The sequence below is a fragment of the Pseudomonas sp. S3E17 genome (assembly GCF_024168685.1).
Classification (GTDB): Bacteria; Pseudomonadota; Gammaproteobacteria; order Pseudomonadales; family Pseudomonadaceae; genus Aquipseudomonas; species Aquipseudomonas marginalis.
In genome coordinates, this window is the sequence record NZ_JALJWE010000001.1 from 4985296 (window position 1) to 5005016 (window position 19721).

General features: G+C 62.1%; 18 protein-coding genes. 5 read left to right on the top strand and 13 right to left on the bottom strand.

Annotation, left to right across the window (positions count from 1 at the left end; genetic code table 11):
• Nucleotides 1-97 precede the first annotated feature (97 nt).
• Nucleotides 98-1093 carry a D-cysteine desulfhydrase gene (locus J3D60_RS22575; protein ID WP_065941087.1) on the bottom strand — a complete coding sequence of 332 codons (996 nt, stop codon included), beginning with the start codon at nt 1091-1093 and terminating at the stop codon, nt 98-100.
• Between the two features lie 166 nt (nt 1094-1259).
• On the opposite strand from J3D60_RS22575, the gene epsC reads away from it, so the two are divergent.
• Together epsC and betT are read left to right on the top strand one after the other, a co-directional pair.
• Nucleotides 1260-2186 carry a serine O-acetyltransferase EpsC gene (epsC, locus tag J3D60_RS22580; RefSeq protein ID WP_027607830.1) on the top strand — a complete coding sequence of 309 codons (927 nt, stop codon included), beginning with the start codon at nt 1260-1262 and terminating at the stop codon, nt 2184-2186.
• Between the two features lie 392 nt (nt 2187-2578).
• Complete coding sequence (gene betT / locus J3D60_RS22585) at nt 2579-4540, top strand: choline transporter BetT (protein WP_168209042.1); 1962 nt, start codon at nt 2579-2581, stop codon at nt 4538-4540.
• A 3-nt stretch (nt 4541-4543) separates the two neighbouring features.
• Here betT and J3D60_RS22590 read toward each other — a convergent pair whose 3' ends face one another.
• Genes J3D60_RS22590 through J3D60_RS22610 form a run of 5 tightly spaced genes read right to left on the bottom strand, consistent with a single transcriptional unit; the run spans nt 4544 to nt 7461 of the window.
• On the bottom strand, nt 4544-4792 hold the full coding sequence (locus J3D60_RS22590; protein ID WP_065941089.1) for a hypothetical protein: 249 nt from the start codon (nt 4790-4792) through the stop codon (nt 4544-4546).
• Between the two features lie 2 nt (nt 4793-4794).
• Complete coding sequence (locus J3D60_RS22595; RefSeq protein ID WP_253492865.1) at nt 4795-5250, bottom strand: DoxX family protein; 456 nt, start codon at nt 5248-5250, stop codon at nt 4795-4797.
• Between the two features lie 17 nt (nt 5251-5267).
• Nucleotides 5268-6164, bottom strand: a complete 897-nt coding sequence (locus J3D60_RS22600; protein ID WP_065941091.1) for an SDR family oxidoreductase — start codon at nt 6162-6164, stop codon at nt 5268-5270.
• Between the two features lie 25 nt (nt 6165-6189).
• Nucleotides 6190-6699: a DUF1097 domain-containing protein gene (locus J3D60_RS22605; protein ID WP_253492866.1), complete on the bottom strand. Its 510-nt coding sequence runs from the start codon at nt 6697-6699 to the stop codon at nt 6190-6192.
• A 30-nt stretch (nt 6700-6729) separates the two neighbouring features.
• On the bottom strand, nt 6730-7461 hold the full coding sequence (locus J3D60_RS22610; RefSeq protein ID WP_253492867.1) for an SDR family oxidoreductase: 732 nt from the start codon (nt 7459-7461) through the stop codon (nt 6730-6732).
• A 121-nt stretch (nt 7462-7582) separates the two neighbouring features.
• Between J3D60_RS22610 and J3D60_RS22615 the strand changes: the two genes are divergently transcribed.
• The 3 genes from J3D60_RS22615 (at nt 7583) to mgrA (ending at nt 11109) form a co-directional block, all read left to right on the top strand.
• Nucleotides 7583-8473: a LysR family transcriptional regulator gene (locus J3D60_RS22615; RefSeq protein WP_253492868.1), complete on the top strand. Its 891-nt coding sequence runs from the start codon at nt 7583-7585 to the stop codon at nt 8471-8473.
• Between the two features lie 161 nt (nt 8474-8634).
• Nucleotides 8635-9963, top strand: coding sequence for an OprD family outer membrane porin (locus J3D60_RS22620; protein ID WP_253494028.1), 1329 nt, complete (start codon nt 8635-8637; stop codon nt 9961-9963).
• Nucleotides 9964-10071: 108 nt separating this feature from the next.
• Complete coding sequence (gene mgrA, locus J3D60_RS22625) at nt 10072-11109, top strand: L-glyceraldehyde 3-phosphate reductase (RefSeq protein ID WP_027607827.1); 1038 nt, start codon at nt 10072-10074, stop codon at nt 11107-11109.
• A 127-nt stretch (nt 11110-11236) separates the two neighbouring features.
• Here the strand turns inward: mgrA and tauD are convergent, their stop codons facing one another.
• The 7 genes from tauD to J3D60_RS22660 all read right to left on the bottom strand — a co-directional run bounded on the left by tauD (nt 11237) and on the right by J3D60_RS22660 (nt 19391).
• Nucleotides 11237-12073, bottom strand: coding sequence for a taurine dioxygenase (gene tauD / locus J3D60_RS22630; RefSeq protein WP_253492871.1), 837 nt, complete (start codon nt 12071-12073; stop codon nt 11237-11239).
• 11 nt (nt 12074-12084) lie between these two features.
• On the bottom strand, nt 12085-12918 hold the full coding sequence (gene tauC, locus J3D60_RS22635) for a taurine ABC transporter permease TauC (protein ID WP_253492874.1): 834 nt from the start codon (nt 12916-12918) through the stop codon (nt 12085-12087).
• Complete coding sequence (gene tauB / locus J3D60_RS22640) at nt 12915-13694, bottom strand: taurine ABC transporter ATP-binding subunit (protein ID WP_065925820.1); 780 nt, start codon at nt 13692-13694, stop codon at nt 12915-12917. The genes tauC and tauB overlap by 4 nt, the downstream gene beginning before the upstream one ends.
• An 18-nt stretch (nt 13695-13712) precedes the next feature.
• On the bottom strand, nt 13713-14690 hold the full coding sequence (gene tauA / locus J3D60_RS22645; protein ID WP_065941101.1) for a taurine ABC transporter substrate-binding protein: 978 nt from the start codon (nt 14688-14690) through the stop codon (nt 13713-13715).
• A 183-nt stretch (nt 14691-14873) separates the two neighbouring features.
• Nucleotides 14874-16457 carry a glutamate--cysteine ligase gene (gene gshA / locus J3D60_RS22650; protein ID WP_253492878.1) on the bottom strand — a complete coding sequence of 528 codons (1584 nt, stop codon included), beginning with the start codon at nt 16455-16457 and terminating at the stop codon, nt 14874-14876.
• A gap of 214 nt (nt 16458-16671) precedes the next feature.
• Nucleotides 16672-17055 carry a PaaI family thioesterase gene (locus J3D60_RS22655; RefSeq protein ID WP_253492879.1) on the bottom strand — a complete coding sequence of 128 codons (384 nt, stop codon included), beginning with the start codon at nt 17053-17055 and terminating at the stop codon, nt 16672-16674.
• On the bottom strand, nt 17055-19391 hold the full coding sequence (locus J3D60_RS22660) for a Tex family protein (RefSeq protein ID WP_065941102.1): 2337 nt from the start codon (nt 19389-19391) through the stop codon (nt 17055-17057). Before J3D60_RS22660 ends, J3D60_RS22655 begins: the two co-directional genes overlap by 1 nt.
• Between the last annotated feature and the right edge of the window lie 330 nt (nt 19392-19721).

Sequence of the window (19721 nt, forward strand, 5' to 3'; positions counted from 1 at the left end):
AAAATAATATAAATCTTATTTGATATTCTAATTAGGAATATTTGGCGAGTCTAATGTGGGAGGGGCAGGCCCCCTCCCACAAGTAGCCCGCGTTTATTCAGTTGAAAACCGAGTCATAGGCAAACAACGCCGGTGCTCCACCGGTATGCAGGAAAATAATCGGCCCATCTTCGAAGCGCTGGCGGCCGATACCGTCCAGCAAGCCGGCCATGGCCTTGCCAGTGTAGACCGGGTCCAGCAGCAGGCCTTCCTGGCTCGCCAATAGCTTGACCGCCGACAGGGTGCCGGCGTTCGGTTCACCATAACGGGGGCCGAAATATTCGTCCCACAGGATCACCTTGAACGCGTCGGGGAGGTCCACGCCGAGCAACTCGGCCGTGCGTTCGGCCAGGCCCTGGACTTTCGGGAACTGCGCTTCTTCCGTGCGCGATACGGTGATGCCGATCACAGGCAACTGCGGCAGCACTTCACTCAAGGCCAGGGCCAGGCCGCTGTGGGTACCGGCGCTGCCGGAGGCCAGCACCACGGCGGCGAATTCGATACCGCTGTCTTCGATCTGTGCGGCCAGCTCCAGGCCGGCGCGCACGTACCCGAGGGCGCCGAGGGCATTGGAGCCGCCGATGGGCACCAGGTATGGCTTCTTGCCGTTGCTGCGCAGGCGATCGGCAAGGGCGTTGAGTTGGTCGTCGACGTTGTCGAGGTTTTCCACCAACTCTACCTTGGCGTCGAACAGCTCCAGCAGCAGGCGGTTGCCGTTGCCCAGGTAGTTGGGGTCTTCGGTGCCGGTGGGGTTTTCCAGCAGGGCGACGCAGCCCAGGCCGAGCCTGGCGGCGAGGGCGGCGGTCTGGCGTACGTGGTTGGACTGGATCGCGCCGGCGGTCACCAGGGTATCGGCGCCCTGGGCGATGGCATCGGCCGCCAGGTATTCGAGTTTGCGCAGCTTGTTGCCGCCCATGGCCAGCGGCGTGGTGTCGTCGCGCTTGACGTAGATGTCGCGTCCCAACCAGGTCGACAGCCGTTCGAGTTTTTCCAGGGCGGTGGCGCCGCCGAGCAGTTCCAGGCGGTTAAAACGGTCGAGCTGTTGCTTGATCATGGCTACGCACGGTGGCTAAGGGATGGAGCGACTATAGGCAGGCACTTTTCATCGGGCAACCGACAATCGCTTATGTCTGATGGTTCTTAGCATCACACCATTGGTTCTTAAGGGCGGCCAGGGTGGATACCGTAAAGTGATGGCCATTACGTCAGGAGTGAATACCGTGAGTGAGCGTTCCAGCCATTGGCAATTACAGACCATCGTCAGCCAACTGCGCAGCGCCCGTGACCAGTGGCGAACACGCAATGGCCGCTTGAGCGGCGAGCATGGCGGCCGCGAATTGCCGTCCCGTGAAGCCGTTGCCCAGATTCTCGAGTCCCTTTGCGGTGCGTTGTTTCCGATGCGCCTGGGGCCGGCGGACTTGCGTGAAGAAAGTGAAGATTTCTACGTCGGCCATACCCTCGATGTCGCACTGAATGCCTTGCTGGCCCAGGCGCGCCTGGAGTTGCGTTATGCCGCGCGCCAGGGCGGCGAGGATGACAGCCAGATCGACGCCCATGCCATCCGGCTGATCCAGGATTTCGCCCTGGCCTTGCCGTCCCTGCGCAGCCTGTTGGACACCGACGTACTCGCTGCCTACCACGGCGACCCGGCCGCACGCAGCGTGGATGAAGTGCTGCTGTGCTACCCGGGGATCCTCGCGGTGATTCACCACCGCCTGGCCCACCACCTGTACCGCGCCGGCTTGCCGCTGCTGGCACGGATCAGTGCGGAAATCGCCCACTCGGCCACCGGCATCGATATCCACCCCGGCGCGCAGATCGGCCCGAGTTTCTTCATCGACCACGGCACGGGCGTGGTGATCGGCGAAACCGCGATCATCGGCGAGCGGGTGCGCATCTATCAGGCCGTCACCTTGGGGGCCAAGCGCTTCCCGGCGGACGAAGATGGGCAACTGCAGAAGGGCCATGCGCGCCACCCGATTGTCGAGGATGATGTGGTGATCTATGCCGGGGCGACGATCCTCGGGCGCATCACCATCGGCAAGGGCTCGACCATTGGCGGCAATGTGTGGCTGACCCGCAGTGTGCCGGCGGGGGCGAATATTACGCAGGCGAATCTGCAGCATGATGATGGGGCGCAAAAATAGCGCCGGTCTTAAAAATCACACAAAACCCTGTGGGAGGGGGCTTGCTCCCGATAGCGGAGTGTCAGTCAAAAATGAATTGGCTGGACCACCGCCATCGGGGGCAAGCCCCCTCCCACATTTTGACGGCATTTCACACGGAGCCCGTATTTCAGTCAGCAGTCGCTGAACGATTTCCTTTGCTCACCCGTCATACCACTCAGCCCTGCGATTAGCCCCAAACCGCCTATTCATGTTTAACTTGAACGTTCGTTCAAGTTAAACCCGGTGGTTCGCTGCCCGCTCACAACAGGAGGCTTACCTTTGCTGAGTCCGTTTTATACAGCCACATCCCTCACCCTCGGGGTGCATCGTTCATGAGTGCATCGTCCACCCCATCCAGCGGCCTGGTGCGCATGAATGCGCCGGTCTTTTACTTTGCCGCCACCTTCATCTTGCTGTTCGGCATCACTGTCATCGCTATCCCGCAACAGGCCGGGGCCTGGTTGCTGGCGGCGCAAAACTGGGCGGCCAACACGGTCGGCTGGTACTACATGCTGGCGATGACCCTGTATCTGGTCTTCGTGGTGGTCACCGCGCTATCGGGCTACGGCAAGATAAAACTCGGTGCCGACCACGACGAGCCCGAATTCAGTTACCTGTCCTGGGCCGGCATGCTGTTCGCCGCCGGGATCAGCATCACGTTGTTCTTCTTCTGCGTGTCCGAGCCGCTGACGCACCTGGTGCAACCGCCCCAGGGCGAGGCCATGAATGCCGACGCCGCGCGCCAGGCCATGCAGGTGCTGTTCCTGCACTGGGGCCTGCACGGCTGGGGCGTGTTTGCCTTTGTTGGCATGGCGCTGGCGTATTTCGCCTACCGGCATAACCTGCCGCTGGCGTTGCGCTCGGCGTTGTACCCGCTGATCGGCAAGCGCATCAATGGCCCTATCGGCTATGCGGTGGATGGCTTCGGCATCATTGCCACGGTGTTCGGCCTGGGGGCCGACATGGGCTTTGGCGTGCTGCACCTCAATTCCGGCCTCGACTACCTGTTCGGCGTTGCCCACACCCAGTGGATCCAGGTCGGCCTGATCACCCTGATGATGGGCGCGGCGATCCTGGTCGCCGTGGCCGGCGTCGACAAGGGCGTGCGGGTGATGTCCGACATCAACATGCTACTGGCCTGCGCGCTGCTGCTGTTCGTGTTGTTCGCCGGGCCGACCCAGCACTTGCTCAACACCCTGATCCAGAACATCGGTGACTACCTGGGCGCGTTGCCGACCAAGAGTTTCGATGTGTACGCCTACGACAAACCGAGCGACTGGCTGGGCGGCTGGACGGTGTTCTACTGGGCCTGGTGGATCGCATGGTCGCCGTTCGTAGGCCTGTTTATCGCGCGCATTTCCCGTGGCCGGACCATCCGCGAATTCGTGTTCGGCGTGCTGCTGATCCCGCTGGGCTTCACCCTGGCGTGGATGTCGATCTTCGGCAACAGCGCCATCGACCAGGTGCTCAACCACGGCATGGCCGCCCTCGGCCAGTCGGCCATCGATGATCCGTCGATGAGCCTCTACCTGCTGCTGGAAACCTACCCGTGGAGCAAAACCGTCATCGCGGTCACGGTGTTTATCAGCTTCGTGTTCTTCGTAACTTCCGCTGACTCGGGCACCGTAGTGCTGTCCACCCTCTCGTCCAAAGGCGGCAACGCCGATGAAGATGGACCGAAATGGCTGCGGGTGTTCTGGGGTGCGATGACCGCGCTGGTCACCAGTGCCTTGCTGTTTGCCGGCAGCATCGATTCGCTGAAATCGGCGGTGGTGCTGACCTCGTTGCCGTTCTCGCTGATCCTGCTGCTGATGATGTGGGGGCTGCACAAGGCCTTCTACCTCGAGTCGCAAAAGCAGATTGCGCAGTTGCATTCGCTGGCGCCGGTGTCGGGCTCCCGCAAGGGCACCGGCGGTTGGCGCCAGCGTTTGAGCCAGGCCGTGCATTTCCCGTCGCGGGACGAGGTGTACCGTTTCCTTGAGACCACGGTGCGTCCGGCGATCGAAGAAGTGACGGCGGTGTTTGTCGAAAAAGGCCTCAATGTCGTCACCCAGCCCGACCCGTCCAACGACAGCGTCAGCCTGGAAATCGGTCACGGCGAAGAGCATCCGTTCGTGTACCAGGTGCAGATGCGCGGCTATTTCACGCCCTCATTTGCACGCGGCGGCATGGGTTCCAAGCAGCTCAACAATCGCCGCTACTACCGGGCGGAAGTGCACCTGAGCGAGGGCAGCCAGGACTACGACCTGGTGGGCTACACCAAGGAGCAGATCATCAACGACATCCTCGACCAGTACGAGCGCCACCTGCAGTTCCTGCACTTGGTGCGTTGAGGCTCAGGCCCTGAGGTACAGGGCCAGTGCCACCAAGGGCACGCCAAACACGCCACTGCCGATCACCAGCTCCGACACCAGGGGTTGGCCGGCAGTGACCACCCCCACGGCGCCATTGATCAGCGCCACCCCCAACCAGATCGCCACAAAGCTGTAGGCCAGAATGTTCCGGCTGACGCCAAGCTTCTGTCCGATCAACAGCATCAGGGCCAGCAGGATCAAGCCCGCGGTGATCACCAGGGTGGTGTGCATGTTCAGAGCTCCTTGCCCAGCGCGCTGTCCAGGGAATAGCGGCCTGCACCGCGAAACACCAGGTACAACGATAGCAGCGCCATCAGCACCGGGTACTCGATGCCTCGGTCGATCCACGGCCACGTCGGCCCCAGCAAGTAAGCAATGGTCAACATCTGCACGGTCAGCATGGCCGCGACCAGCCGTGTGCCCAGGCCGAGGATCAACAGCAATCCACCGACCGCTTCCAGCAAGGCCACCAGCAGGCCGATCAGCTCCGCCTGCGGCAAGTGCAGGCGGTTCTGGATCAGGTTGATGGAGGCCGCCATCGGGTCTGCCATCGAACCATGGGCGTTGCCCAGCAATTTGGGCAGCCCGTGGGTGATCATGATCACCCCAAAGCCTGCGCGCAGCAGCGTGTAGGCCAGGGGTTCGGCGAAGCGGTAAAGCGGGGCGAGTGCGGGGATCAACAAGGTCATGGCGAGCCTCCGTGTTCTCAGTGGTTGACCGGCTTGAGCAGGTCCTGCAGACCGACTTTCCAGAACAACTCGGCACGTACCCGGTCGGCCACACCGTTGACGATTTCGCAGCCGTCTTCGGACGGGTCGATATGCCGACGCAAAGGGCGTGTGCCGAAGGGCAAGTCGACGATCTCGACGATGGCCTGGGCGACTTCGGCCACATCAGCATCCGCGGGCTCCAGTGCCGCCAGGCCGTGCAGGGCAGCTTGCGCCACACCGGCATAAGGGCCGTCTTCATACTCACTCACCCGCGCCTGGTCGGCGGGCTTGCCGGAGTGGACGAAGTGGTTGGTGCCCTTGGTGAATGCGCCGGGCACGATGATCGAGGTCTCGATGCCCCAGCGGGTCAGCTCACTGGCGTAGGACACCGCCAAGGAGTCCATCGCTGCCTTGGCCGCGAAGTACGGCGCCAGAAACGGCGGTGTTCCACCACGAGCGCTGCTGGACGACACCCACATCACCAGGCCTTTGCCCTGCTTGCGCAAATACGGCAGTGCGGCGCGGTTGACCCGCTGGGTGCTCAATACGTTGATGTCATACAGCTGGGCGAATTGCTCCGGCGTGAAGGCTTCGGCCGGGCCGAACGACATGTGTCCGGCGTTGTGGATGATCACATCCAGGCGTCCGCAGTCCGCGACAATCCTGGCAACGCCGGCCTCTACTGAATCGCTGTCGGTCACGTCCAACTCGGCACTGCGCAAGTCCACCTGATGCGCGCGGGCATAGCGCTGCACTTCGGCCACCTGCGGCGCATTGCGCCCTAGGGTTTCGCGCATGCTGGCGTAGACCGTATGGCCGGCGTCGGCCAAGGCGCGGGCGGTGAGCGCGCCAAAACCGCTGGACGCACCGGTAATCAGGATGATCGATTTCATGGGGGTGACCTCGTCGGAAGTGGGCTTAGGCGTAGCGGTGGAAACGTTGCTGCACGGCGTGGGAGAACCAGCCGGCGAAGGCCCCGAGGCTGCTGGCACCGCCCAGTTCGGCGAAGGTTTCCAGCGATGGCTCGAGGTGCGAGGCGAAGTAGGTGATCAGGCCGAGAAAGTAGCTGACGAGGTTGTTCATCACCGGTACGGCCCTCAGGGAAACCACGACCATGGCCACGACAAACACGACGGCAGGTAATGCCCATACGCCGAGAATCGGAACCAAGGCAGCGATGCTCCTGGCCGCCAACATGCCGAACACAATCCCAAGCAATACGCAGCCGAGGTTGGCCAGGCCGTCGTGCAGGGTCAGGCCGCGACTGAAGAAGGCGACCCAGCCGACAAACATCGCCCAGACGGGCAAGGTCAGCATCCCGCTGGTACCTGCCGCCACGGCGGCAGTGGTCGCCGCGATGGCTGTTATCAGGTTGAACATCCACTTGGATTGGCTGCGAGTGTGGTTAGTACGGTCGAGTGAGTTCATGAGCACGACTCCCTATTTTTGGTGGGTGGTTTAAACGAGCCCGCCGTTGGCGCGCAGGATTTGCCCATTGATCCAGCCACCGGCCGGGCTCACCAGAAACGCCACCACGCGGGCGATGTCTTCCGGTTGTCCAAGGCGTTCCAGCGGCGGCATCTTGGCCATGCCCTGGATCTGCTCTTCGCTCTTGCCGTGCTGGAACAACTCGGTGGCGACCGGGCCTGGCGCCACGGCGTTGACGGTAATGCGCCGCCCGCGCATCTCTTTGGCAAACACCTGGGTCAGGGACTCCACTGCCGCCTTGCTGGCGATGTACACCGCGTAGCCGGGGAAGTTGAGGCCGACGGTGCTGCTGGAAAAATTGACGACGCGCCCGCCGTCGTTCAAGCGGGTGGCGGCTTCACGCAGGGCGTTGAACGTGCCACGGGTGTGGAGATCGAAGTTCTGGTCGTAGAGTTCGTCGCTGTGCTGGGCCAGGGGCAGCGTCTTGAGGATGCCGGCGTTGTTGATCAGCACATCGACCTTGCCCAATTGCGCCTCGGTTTCGTCGAACAGGCGCTTGATGTCGGCGGGTTTGGCGACGTCACCTTGGATCGCTATGGCCTGATGGCCCGCCTGACGCAGTTCCACCACCAGCTTCGACGCCTCGGCGGCGCTGCTGGCGTAGTTGATGGCCACGGCGTAACCGTCGGCGGCGAGTTGTTTGGCGATGACGGCACCAATACCACGGGAAGCGCCGGTGATGATTGCCACTTGAGTCGTCATGATCTGGGTTCCTTGAACGGGGGGCTGGAAGCAGATTCACATGTTTACCCTGGGCGATAAATGCGCCAGAGTTGCCTTGACTGTTCAATAATCACCAACAATAAGGGTGTAGGAGTACAGCGTGGATCAAGTCAAAGCCATGAAGGTCTTTGTGCGTATTTACGAGCGTTCCAGCTTCACGCTGGCGGCTGATGACTTGAACCTGCCCCGTGCGACCCTGACTCACACCCTCAATCAATTTGAAGCCTGGCTGGGTACGCGCCTGCTGGAGCGCAGCACTCGGCGTGTGCGCCCGACCCTGGATGGCGAGGCGTACTACCAACGCTGCGTGCAGCTACTCGCGGAGCTGGAAGAAGCCGAGTTGGCGTTCCGCAGCGTGGCGCCCAAGGGGCGTTTGCGCGTGGACCTGCACGGCACGCTGGCCAAGTATTTTGTGGTGCCGGCGCTGCCGCAATTCATGGTGCGATACCCGGATATCGAGCTGTCCATCAGTGAGGCGGACCGCTTTGTCGACCTGATCGCCGAGGGCGTGGATTGCGTATTGCGTGCGGGCACCCTGGGGGATTCCGCGTTGATTGGTCGGCGCGTCGCCAACCTGCGCCAGGTGACGTGCGCGAGCCCTGCCTACCTGCGCAAATACGGCGAACCCAAGAGCCTGGCCGAGTTAAGTAAACACCGCGCGGTGAACTACATTTCACGCACCACGGCCAAGCTGTTTCCGTTCGAGTTTATGGTCGATGGCGAGTTGCAGGAAGTGAGTATCGACGGTGCGCTGTCGGTGTTCGGCGCGGAGATTTACTCCGCCAGTGCGGTGGCTGGGTTGGGGATTATCCAATGCCCGCATTACCGCATGGCCGATCTGATCGAGCAGGGCGTGATGCGCGAAATTCTGCAGGAAACACCGCCGCCCTTGATGCCGGTGTCGGTGCTTTATCCACAGAACCGACACATGTCGCCGAGGGTGCGTGTGTTCGTCGACTGGCTCGCGGAAATCTTCGAAAACGCCCGCTAACCCGCGTAGTTAAAGGCTTTCATAAATTTAATTTCATCCGTCTGCATGGGGTTTTGACGCGCAACTGTCATCTGGTCACTGCGTAATTGTGTGAAGCGTTTGACGCTTTCATTTCAGAATAGTGACGGAGACCGGTAACAATGAAGACGTTGATAAGCCCTATGGTGGGTGCCGCCATGGCGAGCTTTATGCTGTCCGCCCACGCCGATTTTATCGATGACAGCCACGCCGACGTGACCCTGCTCAACCGCTATCTCAACCAGCAGGGACGGGACGTGGTGAACAGCAACGCCAAGGCCCACAGCATTCGGGATTGGGGCCAGGGTTTCGAGTTCAATTTCAAGTCCGGCTACACCGAAGGGCCGGTGGGCTTCGGCCTCGATCTGCAGGCGTTCTATGGGTTGAAACTGGATTCCGGCGGCGACCTCAACGACAAGGATCACCAGGGCCGCTATCCCGGCAGCATGTTCCCGCTGGACAACGGCAAATCCGCCGATCAGTTCGGCGTGCTCAGCCCGACGTTCAAGATGCACTTTGCCAAGGATGAGTTGCGCGTCGGTACGCTGTACGGCAACAACCCGGTGCTGGCCAACACCGACGGGCGCCTGTACCAGCAGACCAATACCGGTGTGCAACTGGTGTCCAAGGACCTCAGCGACTTCACCTTCACCGGCGGCGATATCTTCAAGACCAAGATCCGCAACGAAACCGGCGACCAGGGCATGATCACCGCGGGCGGGACCAAAGAGAGCGACCGCTTCCTGTTCGGTGGTGCGGATTACACCGGTATACAGAACACCACTGTCAGCCTGTGGTACTCCAACCTGGAGGATTACTACCAGCAGTTCTTCCTCGGCGCCAAGCGCCATGACGCCTTGTCGGTCGGTGCGATCGATACCGACGTGCGCGTGTTCCGCAGCCTGGGTGTGGGCGGCAACGCCGACGGTGACAAGGACTTTGCCGCAGCGGGCCTGTATGGCGATGGCGTGAACAAGGGCCGCATCAACCAGTCCACCGTCAGCCTGCTGGAAAGCTACAGCCTGGACGGTCATACCGTCGGCCTGGGCATCCAGAAAAACAGCGGCGACAGCGACTTCCCGTACCTCGACTCCGGCCTTAACAGCGGTGACGCGCGCCAAGGCCCAGGCTCGGGTGCCGACACCCCGGCGCTGACCAACATGCAGCTGAACAAATTCCAGCATGCCGGCGAACGCACCTGGCTGGCGCAGTACAAATATGATTTCGGCAAACTCGGCCTCAACGGCCTGACCTTCTCCGCCGCCTACGCCCACGGCGATGACATCCGCACCGCCCAGGGCACCACCAGCGAATGGGAGCGAAACGTGGCGGTGGCGTATCAAGTGCCGACCGGTACCCTCAAAGGCCTTGGCGTGACCTGGAAAAATGCCCACGCCAGTCCGGACATTACCGGTGCCACCGTGCAGGATGAAAACCGCTTCTATGTCAGCTATGTCGTTCCACTCTGGTAGGAAATTGCTGTAAAACGGAAGGGCAGACTTAAGCGATTCAGCTGGTTAAAAGGCCTGGGAATATCGTTATTCCCAGGCCTTATTTGCCTACGTCCAAGAGAGGATTCGATGACTTACATTGCTGCCGAAAACCGCTATGAATCTATCCCGTATCGCCGCGTAGGCCGCAGTGGACTGGTGCTGCCGGCACTGTCCCTGGGGCTGTGGCACAACTTTGGCGACAGCACCCCGATCGACACCCAGCGCGCCCTGCTGCGCACCGCGTTCGACCTGGGCATCAACCACTTCGATCTGGCCAACAACTACGGCCCACCCTACGGCAGCGCCGAGATCAACTTCGGTCGTTTGCTGCGCGAAGACTTCAAGCACTACCGCGACGAATTGATCATCTCCAGCAAGGCCGGCTGGGACATGTGGCCGGGGCCTTACGGCCAGGGCGGCGGCTCGCGCAAATACGTGCTGGCCAGCCTGGACCAGAGCCTGCAACGCCTGGGCGTCGACTACGTGGATATTTTCTACTCCCACCGTTTTGATGCCGACACGCCCCTGGAAGAAACCGCCAGCGCCCTCGCCACCGCCGTGCAACAGGGCAAGGCGTTGTACATCGGTATCTCGTCTTACTCCGGGGTGAAAACCCGCGAAATCGCTGCGCTGCTCAAAGAGTGGAAAGTCCCGCTGCTGATCCACCAACCAGCCTACAACCTGCTCAACCGCTGGGTGGAAAAAGACCTGCTGGACACCACCGAAGAACTCGGCGCCGGAGTGATTGCCTTCACGCCGCTGGCCCAGGGTTTGCTCACCGACAAGTACCTCAATGGCGTGCCGGCCGACGCCCGGGTCAACCGCCCGGGTGGTGGTTCGTTGCAGGCCAAGCACCTGTCTGAAACCAACATCGCCCACGTGCGTGCGTTGAATGAAATCGCCCAGCGCCGCGGCCAGAGCCTGGCGCAATTGGCGCTGGCCTGGACGTTGCGCGACCCACGGGTGACCAGCGCGTTGATTGGCGCGAGCCGGCCGGAGCAGATCATCGAGAACGTCGGCGCGTTGAAGAACTTGAGCTTCAGTGCGGAGGAACTGGCGGAGATCGATCGGTTTGCGCAGGAAGGTGGGATTAACCTGTGGGAAAAGCCATCCAGCGCGGAATAACCTGATAGCACCGGGTCAATGTGGAAGGGGGCTTGCCCCCGATGGCGGTGTGTCAGTCACTTGATTAGTTGACTGACCCAGAGCTATCGGGGGCAAGCCCCCTCCCACATTTGATTTGCAGTGTGGTTTAGAACGGCACATCCCCAAGAATCGTCGCCCGATGCATCACCCGCCGTTGCGGCCGGTAGTCATCCACCGCGTAATGTTGGGTCACGCGGTTATCCCAGAACGCCACGTCGTTCTCCTGCCAGCGCCAGCGGAGGGTGAATTCCGGGCGTGTCGCGTGGGCGAACAGCAGCTTGAGGATCGCCTCGCTTTCCGCCGGTTCCAGTTCATTGATCCTGGTGGTAAACCCATCACTGACAAACAGCGACTTACGCCCGCTCACCGGATGCGTGCGCACGACCGGGTGCGACAGCGGTGGGTTTTTCCTGCGGGTTTCTTCCCAGCGCGACAGGTCTTCGGCACTGTTGCCAAAGCGTTCCAGCGGGAAGGATTTGGTGAAGTCGTGGGTAGCCGTCAGCCCATCGAGCAACCGCTTCAACGGCTCGGACAGCGCCTCGTACGCCGCGATGCCACTGGCCCACAGCGTATCGCCGCCGTACGCCGGCAGCAGCTTGGCACTCAGCACCGCACCGAGGGCCGGGGTGGGCAGGAAGGTCACATCGGTGTGCCACACGGCGTTGTCGCGCACGTCGGTGACGGCGGTGTCGAGGATCAGCACTTCGGGCTGTTCCGGCACGTTGGGGTAGATCGGATGGATGTGCAGGTCGCCGAAGTTCGCCGCGAACCGCGCCTGTTGCGGCGGGGTGATCGGCTGGCCACGGAAGAACAGCACCGAATGGCTGAGCAACGCCTGTTCGATGGCATCGCGATGTTCGGTGCTCAGCGGCCGGGTAATATCCACGCCACTGATCTGGGCGCCCAGGGCGGTGCTCAAGGGGGTAACGGTCAGGCTGCTCATGCTGTTCTCACTCAATGTGCCTGGCCATGCCAAGGCACTAACTTACGCTGCAGGGCGCGCAGGCCCATTTCCATGGCGAAGGCGATCAGGGCGATCACCAGGATCCCCAGCACCACCACATCGGTCACGAGGAACTGCGCCGCCGACTGCACCATGAAACCCAGGCCGCTGGTGGCCGCGATCAGTTCGGCGGCGACCAGGGTCGACCAGCCCACACCCAGGCCGATGCGCACCCCGGTGAGGATGTCGGGCAGGGCGCTCGGCAGGATCACATGGCGAATCAGCTGCGCACGGGTGGCGCCCAGCGACTGCGCCGCCCGCAGCTTGGCCGGGTCGACGGTGCGTACGCCGGTCGCGGTGGCGATGGCGATCGGCGCAAAGATCGCCAGGTAAATCAGCAGCACCTTGGACAGCTCGCCGATACCGCACCAGATCACGATCAACGGCAGGTAAGCCAGGGGCGGAATCGGCCGGTAGAACTCGATCAGCGGGTCGAGAATGCCGCGGGCGATGCGGTTGGCGCCGATGGCAATGCCTACCGGCACGGCGGTCAGCACCGCGAAGCCCAGGCCCAGGCCGATCCGGCTGAGGCTCGCGCCCAGGTGCTGCCACAAGGTGGAATCCATATAGCCCGTGGTCGCCAGCAGCCAGCCTTTTTGCAGCACGGCGGAGGGCGGTGGCAGGAACAACGGTTCGATCAGGCCGGTGGCGGTGACAGCCCACCAGAGGGCCAGCAAGGCGACCAGGGTCAACAGGCTGATCCAGCGTGTACTCAGGCTACGACGCACAGGAATGACCGCGTGCGCCACCGGCTTGGCAGCGGCGGGGAGTTCGTAGCTGCTCATGCGGACACCTGCCGTTGCGAGAACACTTTGCCCAGCACGTGTTCGCGGGTTTCGATAAAGCGCGGGTCGGACTTGATCGCCCGCGCCGACTCACCGGCGGCGTAGCGCTGGCCGAAGTCCAGGTGCAGGCGTTCGACGATCTGGCCCGGGTTGGGCGCCAGCAGGATCAGGTCGGTGGCGAGGAACACCGCTTCTTCGATGTCGTGGGTAATCAGGAACACCGGCTTGGCCGTGCGCCGCCAGACTTGCAGCAACAGTTCCTGCATCTGCTCTCGGGTGAAGGCATCGAGGGCGCCGAAGGGTTCGTCCATCAGCAGCACGCGCGGGTCGGCGGCCAGGGCGCGGGCCAGGCCGACGCGTTGCTTCTGGCCGCCGGAGAGTTGCCAGATGCGGCGATTGTCGAAGCCGGCGAGGTCCACCAGCGCGAGCATTTCCCGGGCGCGTACTTCGCGCTGCGCCTTGGGCATGCCGGCCAGTTCCAGGCCGAAACCGACATTGGCCAGCACGTCCTGCCAGGGCAGCAGGGCGTCGTCCTGGAACACCACGCCACGTTCGGCGCTGGGGCCTTTGACCGGTACGCCATCGAGGGTGATGCGCCCGGCGGACGGTTCGACAAAGCCGGCAATGAGGTTCAACAGCGAAGTCTTGCCACTGCCGGACGGGCCGAGGGCCACCAGCAATTGCTGGGGCCCCAGGTCGAGTGAAATGTCGGACAGTACCGGTTCTGTGGCGCCTGGGTACTGTGCGCTGATGCGCTCCAGTTGTAGCAAGGCCATCGCGATGAACTCCTTGAATCAGTTAGTGATGAACTTGGCGCTGACGTATGGGGCGTAGTCCGGCAGCACGGCGTCGACCTTGCCTTGTTCCTTGAGGAACGCAGCGGTATCGGTCACGGCCTTGGTGGTCGGTGCGCCCAGCAGGGTCACCTGGTCAGCGGCCAGCGGGTAGACGTTGCCTTGCAGCAGCAGCGGGATGTCGCTGGCCTTGGCGCCGGAGAGTTTCACCAGTTTGTCGACGTTGCCTGTGTCGGCGAGCCAGGCTTGTGGGTCTTTGCGGTAGGCGGCGTAGGCATCCAGGGTGACTTTGGCGAAGGCGGTGACGATTTCCGGGTGCTTCTCGGCAAAGTCCTTGCGCACGATCCAGGCATCGAAGGTCGGCGCGCCGAACTTGGCCAGCTCGCCGGAGGTGATCAGCACCTTGCCGTTTTCCTTGGCCACGCCCAGGGCCGGGTCCCATACGTAGGTAGCGTCGATGTCACCGCGCTTCCAGGCCGCGATGATCGCCGGCGGTGCGAGGTTGAGGATGGTCACTTTCGATGGGTCGATGTTCCAGTGCTTCAGCGCGGCCAACAGGCTGTAGTGGCCGGTGGAAACGAAGGGCACGGCGACTTTCTTGCCGATCAAGTCCTGGGGACCGTTGATCCCGGAACCGTTGCGCGCCACCAGGGCTTCGGCACCGCCGATCTGGGTGGCAACCAGGAAGGTTTCCACCGGCACCTTGCGGGTGATCGCAGCGGTCAGCGGGCTGGAACCGAGGTAGCCGATCTGCACGTCGCCGGAGGCGATGGCGGCGATGATGTCGGCGCCATTGTCGAATTTGCGCCAGTCGATCTTGGCGTTAGTGGCTTTTTCGTACGCGCCGTCGGCCTGGGCAACTTTGGCCGGGTCTACGGTGGTCTGGTAAGCGATGGTCACATCCGCCGCCTGGGCAAACAGGCTGGCACCGGCCAGGGACAACGCGGCCAGGAGGCGCAGAGGGGTTAACAGTTTCAAGGGGAAGCTCCTCAATCAGGCGGCCGAGGGTCGGCGTGTGAGGAGACTAAATGATCTAAGAATCCGAAAATAAATAACATTTTCGAATTAGCTTATGGGCGAAAGGTTGAAGCGAATCTTGAGCGTGATGAGGGCAAATGTGGGAGGGGGCTTGCCCCCTCCTACTATGGACCGAGTTCGGTCTTAGTTACTGATCGCCAGAATGCTCGCCTGGTACGAGCCGACAAACACATCAAAGTCGCCCACTTCGTTCTGCTCCAGTTCCGCCTGCTGCGCCAGCGACGTGCGCGCCAGCTCTTCAAAGCGTGCCTGCTCTTCTGCGGGCAACGGCTCGCGGCGGAAGTACTCGGCGTGCACCTCGCTCTGATGCAGGGAGAACTGCGCGAAACTCTCTTTGCGCTCGGCCATCGCCGCCAATACCTGTGCCGAAGGGGTCAGGGACGGGTCCTTGACCTTGGCCAGCTGGGCGTCCAGCGCCTGGCTGTGTTCGGTGATGCCGTGGCTTTCATCCAGCAGCGCAGCCAGCGGGGCAATCTTCTCCAGCAGCTCGGTGGCCCATTCCTTCATGTCCACCGCCTGGCCCTTGCGCTGCAATTGCAGGCCCGGGCGCCGGCCTTCCTTGACCACGCTGAGGAAGTTGGACGTGGCGTTGCCGCACTCGTTGTCGGCGAACAGCGGGCTGTCGTTCAACGCGCAGTACAGCAGGAATGCGTCGAGGAAACGCGACTCCGGCAGGTCGATGCCCATCGGCAGGAACGGGTTGATGTCCAGGCAGCGCACTTCGATGTACTGGATGCCACGGGCCATCAGCGCCTGGATCGGCCGCTCGCCGGTGTAGGTCACGCGCTTGGGGCGGATGTTGGAGTAGTACTCGTTTTCGATCTGCAGGATGTTGGTGTTGAGCTGTACCCACTCACCGTCCTTGTGGGTGCCGACTTCGACATAGGGCGCGTAGGGCGTTGCCACCGCTTCGCGCAGGCTGTCGGTGTAGCTGGCCAGGTCGTTGTAGCACGGCGTCAGGCCGGCTTGGGCGTTGCTTTGGTAACCCAGGTCGCTCATGCGCAGGCTGGTGGCGTACGGCAGGTACAGGGTGTCTGCATCGAGCACTTCCAATTGGTGCGAGCGACCGCGCAGGAAACCCGCGTCCAGGGCCGGCGATGCGCCGAACAGGTACATCAGCAGCCAGCTGTAGCGGCGGAAGTTGCGGATCAGTGCGATATAGGCCGTGGACTGATAGTCACGGTCGGTGCCGACGAAGCCTTCAGTCTCCTTGAGCAGCGGCCACAGCTGTTCCGGCAGGGAAAAGTTGTAGTGGATGCCCGCGATGCACTGCATGGTCTTGCCGTAACGCAGGGCCAGGCCCTTGCGGTACACGTACTTGAGCTGTCCGATATTGGAGGTGCCGTAGTAGGCAATCGGAATGTCTTCCTCGGCCGGCAACGGGCACGGCATCGAGGGGCTCCACAGGTATTCACTGCCGAGCTTGGTGTAGGCAAAGCGATGGATCTTGTCCAGGCTGCTCAAGGTACCGGCCGGGTTGGGCAGGGCCGGGGTAATGAACTCCAGCAGCGATTCCGAGTAGTCGGTGGTGATCTGTTCATGGGTCAACGCGGCGCCCAGGGCTTCGGGGTGCGGCGTTTGCGCCAGGCGACCCTCACCGGTGACACGTAGGCATTCACGCTCGATGCCGTGCAAGCACTGCTCTAGCAGGGAGAGGTGTTCGCGCTTGCCGAGCAGGGCCAGGCGGCGGTTGAGAAGTTCGCTCAAGTTGGATTCCTTCACGCGTCAGTCGCCCCAATATGGGGGTGGGCAGGACGGTCTACAAGGGTGAAGTTAAAACTGGCGTGATCGCCTGGTTTTGAGTCGATTTGACCCGCGTTAAAAAAGCCTACTTCACTCCATGAATTGGGCTATAGCGCAGCAAGAAAATTCCGACGCTGTTATCGCAGCGCCGAAATTAACTCAAATCGGGGGCGGGGAGCTATAGGACAGCGAACGTGCCCTGTGCTTTTGCGACAAGTCTTTCGTCCTGATACACATCGGCTTCGACCACCAGCGTGCGCCGACCGGCGTGAATCACGCGGCTGGTACACAGCACGTCACCGTCTTCCACGGCGCGGATGTAGTTGATCTTGCATTCGATGGTCGCGCTCTGCTGGTCAAACCCATGGGTGCTGGAACAGGCCAGCCCCATGGTGATGTCCACCAGACTGAAAATCGCCCCGCCATGGAGCTTGCCCGCGCGGTTGCGCAGGTGCGGCTCCAGGGTCAGGGCCACTTCGGCAACGCCTTCTTCGAGGCGTTGCAGGCGGCAGCCGATCAGTTCGCTGAACGCGCTCTGGGTCAAACCGGCGGGGATTTCCATCAGCGTTTCTTCAACTGCTTGGCGTTGGCGAACAGCGAGGCCATGGCGTTGTTGCTTGGCGCCGCGGTGGCGGTTTCCTTGCGCGGTTGACTGTTTTCAGAGCGGTTCTGTGACTGGCGCGGTGCCGAGCCAGGACGTGCACCACGGGCGCCGTCGATTTTTTCGCCGGGGGTGTCGCCCATGCGCATCGACAGGCCAACGCGTTTACGCGGGATGTCGACTTCCATGACCTTGACCTTGACCACATCACCGGCTTTCACCGCTTCGCGCGGATCCTTGATGAACTTCTCCGAAAGCGCAGAAATGTGTACCAAACCGTCCTGATGCACGCCGATATCGACAAACGCGCCGAAGTTGGTCACGTTGGTGACCACGCCTTCGAGGATCATGCCCAGTTGCAGGTCCTTGAGGTCTTCGACGCCGTCCTGGAACTCGGCGGTCTTGAACTCGGGACGCGGGTCGCGGCCAGGTTTTTCCAGCTCTTGCAGGATGTCGGTGATGGTCGGCACGCCGAAGGTTTCGTCGGTGTACTTCTTTGGATCCAGGCGCTTGAGGAACGCGGCGTCGCCGATCAGCGAGCGGATATCGCGGTCGGTCTCGGCGGCGATACGTTGCACCAATGGATAGGCTTCCGGGTGAACGGCGGACGAGTCCAGCGGGTTGTCGCCGTTCATCACGCGTAGGAAGCCGGCGGCTTGCTCGAAGGTTTTTTCACCCAGGCGCGCGACTTTTTTCAGCGCAGCACGGGTTTTGAAGGCGCCGTTTTCGTCGCGGTGAGTGACGATGTTCTGCGCCAGGGTGGCATTGAGGCCGGAGATACGCGCCAGCAACGCTACCGAGGCCGTGTTCACGTCCACGCCCACGGCGTTTACGCAGTCTTCGACTACCGCATCCAGGCCGCGTGCCAGTTTCAGCTGCGACACATCGTGCTGGTACTGGCCGACACCGATGGATTTAGGATCGATTTTCACCAGTTCTGCCAGCGGATCCTGCAGGCGACGGGCAATGGACACCGCGCCACGGATCGACACGTCGAGGTCCGGGAATTCCTTGGAGGCCAGTTCCGACGCCGAGTACACCGAAGCACCGGCTTCGGAGACCATCACCTTGGTCATCTTCATGGCCGGGTATTTCTTGATCAGCTCGGCGGCCAGCTTGTCGGTTTCACGGCTGGCAGTGCCGTTGCCGATGGCGATCAGGTCCACCGAATGTTTGGCGCACAGGGCGGCCAGGATGGCGAGGGTCTGGTCCCACTTGTTGTGCGGCACGTGTGGGTACACGGTGGCGTGGTCCAGCAGCTTGCCGGTGGCATCGACCACGGCGACCTTGCAGCCGGTGCGCAGGCCCGGGTCGAGGCCCAGGGTGGCGCGCGGGCCGGCCGGGGCGGCCAGCAGCAGGTCGTGCAGGTTGTGGGCGAATACGTTGATCGCCTCGGTTTCGGCGCCGTCGCGCAATTCGCCGAGCAGATCGGTTTCCAGGTGGGTGTAGAGCTTGACCTTCCAGGTCCAGCGCACGACTTCACCGAGCCACTTGTCCGCAGGACGATTCTGATTCTGGATGCCGAATTGTTGGCCGATCATGCCTTCGCACGGGTGCATGGTGCCCGGCAGTTCGTCGCCGACTTTCAGCGCGGAGCTGAGAATGCCTTCGTTGCGGCCACGGAAAATCGCCAGCGCACGGTGGGACGGCATACTTTTCAGCGGTTCGTCGTGTTCGAAGTAATCGCGGAACTTGGCACCTTCTTCCTCTTTGCCGGCGATGACGCGGGCGCTGAGGGTGGCTTCCTGTTTCAGGTAGTTGCGCAGTTTTTCCAGCAGGTTGGCGTCTTCGGCGAAGCGCTCCATCAGGATGTACTTGGCGCCTTCGAGGGCGGCCTTGACGTCGGCAACGCCTTTCTCTGCATTGACGAAGCGCGCGGCTTCGGTCTCCGGGGTCAGCGACGGTTCGTTGAACAGACCGTCGGCCAGCTCTCCCAGGCCGGCTTCCAGGGCGATCTGGCCCTTGGTGCGGCGTTTCTGTTTGTATGGCAGGTAAAGGTCTTCGAGGCGGGTCTTGGTGTCGGCGAGCTTGATGTCGCGTTCCAGCTGCGGGGTCAGCTTGCCCTGTTCCTCGATGCTGGCGAGGATGCTGATACGCCGTTCGTCGAGTTCTCGCAGGTAGCGCAGGCGTTCTTCCAGGTGCCGCAGCTGGATGTCGTCGAGGCTGCCGGTCACTTCTTTCCGGTAACGGGCGATGAAGGGAACCGTGGAGCCTTCATCCAGTAGAGCGACGGCCGCTTCGACCTGTTGTGGGCGTACGCCGAGTTCTTCGGCGATGCGGCTGTTGATGCTGTCCATAAAACCACCTGAAATTCTGAAAAGCAGCCCGCAGGCCCGGAAAACAAGGCCTTGCGCGGCTGGTTGAGCGGCCCGACCGGCGCCGCTACCTGGGTCAATAGGCAGCCTATTGACCCTCGAAATCGAAAAAATCACGACAAGCGGGTGAAAAAAACCGGCATTAAACGGCAACGATCTGACGTTGCCCTGCACGAAGGCGCCGCATTATAACCAGCGTTCTGCTCTTGGGGGGTACTGCGCCAGTGGTTGGAAGGCGCGGGTTCGCTGGCAGTAGAGGAAAAATCTGCTAACAATGCACACGGTGCGTATAACGGCAGCTACGCCATAATG

Coding starts and splice junctions, on each gene's coding strand:
- J3D60_RS22595 (WP_253492865.1), bottom strand. CDS start 5,250: ATGACCTTGTTGATCCCCGCACTCGCCCCGCTTTACCGCTTCGCCGAA.
- J3D60_RS22660 (WP_065941102.1), bottom strand. CDS start 19,391: ATGGACAGCATCAACAGCCGCATCGCCGAAGAACTCGGCGTACGCCCA.
- mgrA (WP_027607827.1), top strand. CDS start 10,072: ATGACTTACATTGCTGCCGAAAACCGCTATGAATCTATCCCGTATCGC.
- J3D60_RS22620 (WP_253494028.1), top strand. CDS start 8,635: ATGGTGGGTGCCGCCATGGCGAGCTTTATGCTGTCCGCCCACGCCGAT.
- betT (WP_168209042.1), top strand. CDS start 2,579: ATGAATGCGCCGGTCTTTTACTTTGCCGCCACCTTCATCTTGCTGTTC.
- J3D60_RS22655 (WP_253492879.1), bottom strand. CDS start 17,055: ATGGAAATCCCCGCCGGTTTGACCCAGAGCGCGTTCAGCGAACTGATC.
- tauB (WP_065925820.1), bottom strand. CDS start 13,694: ATGGCCTTGCTACAACTGGAGCGCATCAGCGCACAGTACCCAGGCGCC.
- tauC (WP_253492874.1), bottom strand. CDS start 12,918: ATGAGCAGCTACGAACTCCCCGCCGCTGCCAAGCCGGTGGCGCACGCG.
- J3D60_RS22610 (WP_253492867.1), bottom strand. CDS start 7,461: ATGACGACTCAAGTGGCAATCATCACCGGCGCTTCCCGTGGTATTGGT.
- J3D60_RS22600 (WP_065941091.1), bottom strand. CDS start 6,164: ATGAAATCGATCATCCTGATTACCGGTGCGTCCAGCGGTTTTGGCGCG.
- J3D60_RS22605 (WP_253492866.1), bottom strand. CDS start 6,699: ATGAACTCACTCGACCGTACTAACCACACTCGCAGCCAATCCAAGTGG.
- J3D60_RS22590 (WP_065941089.1), bottom strand. CDS start 4,792: ATGCACACCACCCTGGTGATCACCGCGGGCTTGATCCTGCTGGCCCTG.
- tauD (WP_253492871.1), bottom strand. CDS start 12,073: ATGAGCAGCCTGACCGTTACCCCCTTGAGCACCGCCCTGGGCGCCCAG.
- J3D60_RS22575 (WP_065941087.1), bottom strand. CDS start 1,093: ATGATCAAGCAACAGCTCGACCGTTTTAACCGCCTGGAACTGCTCGGC.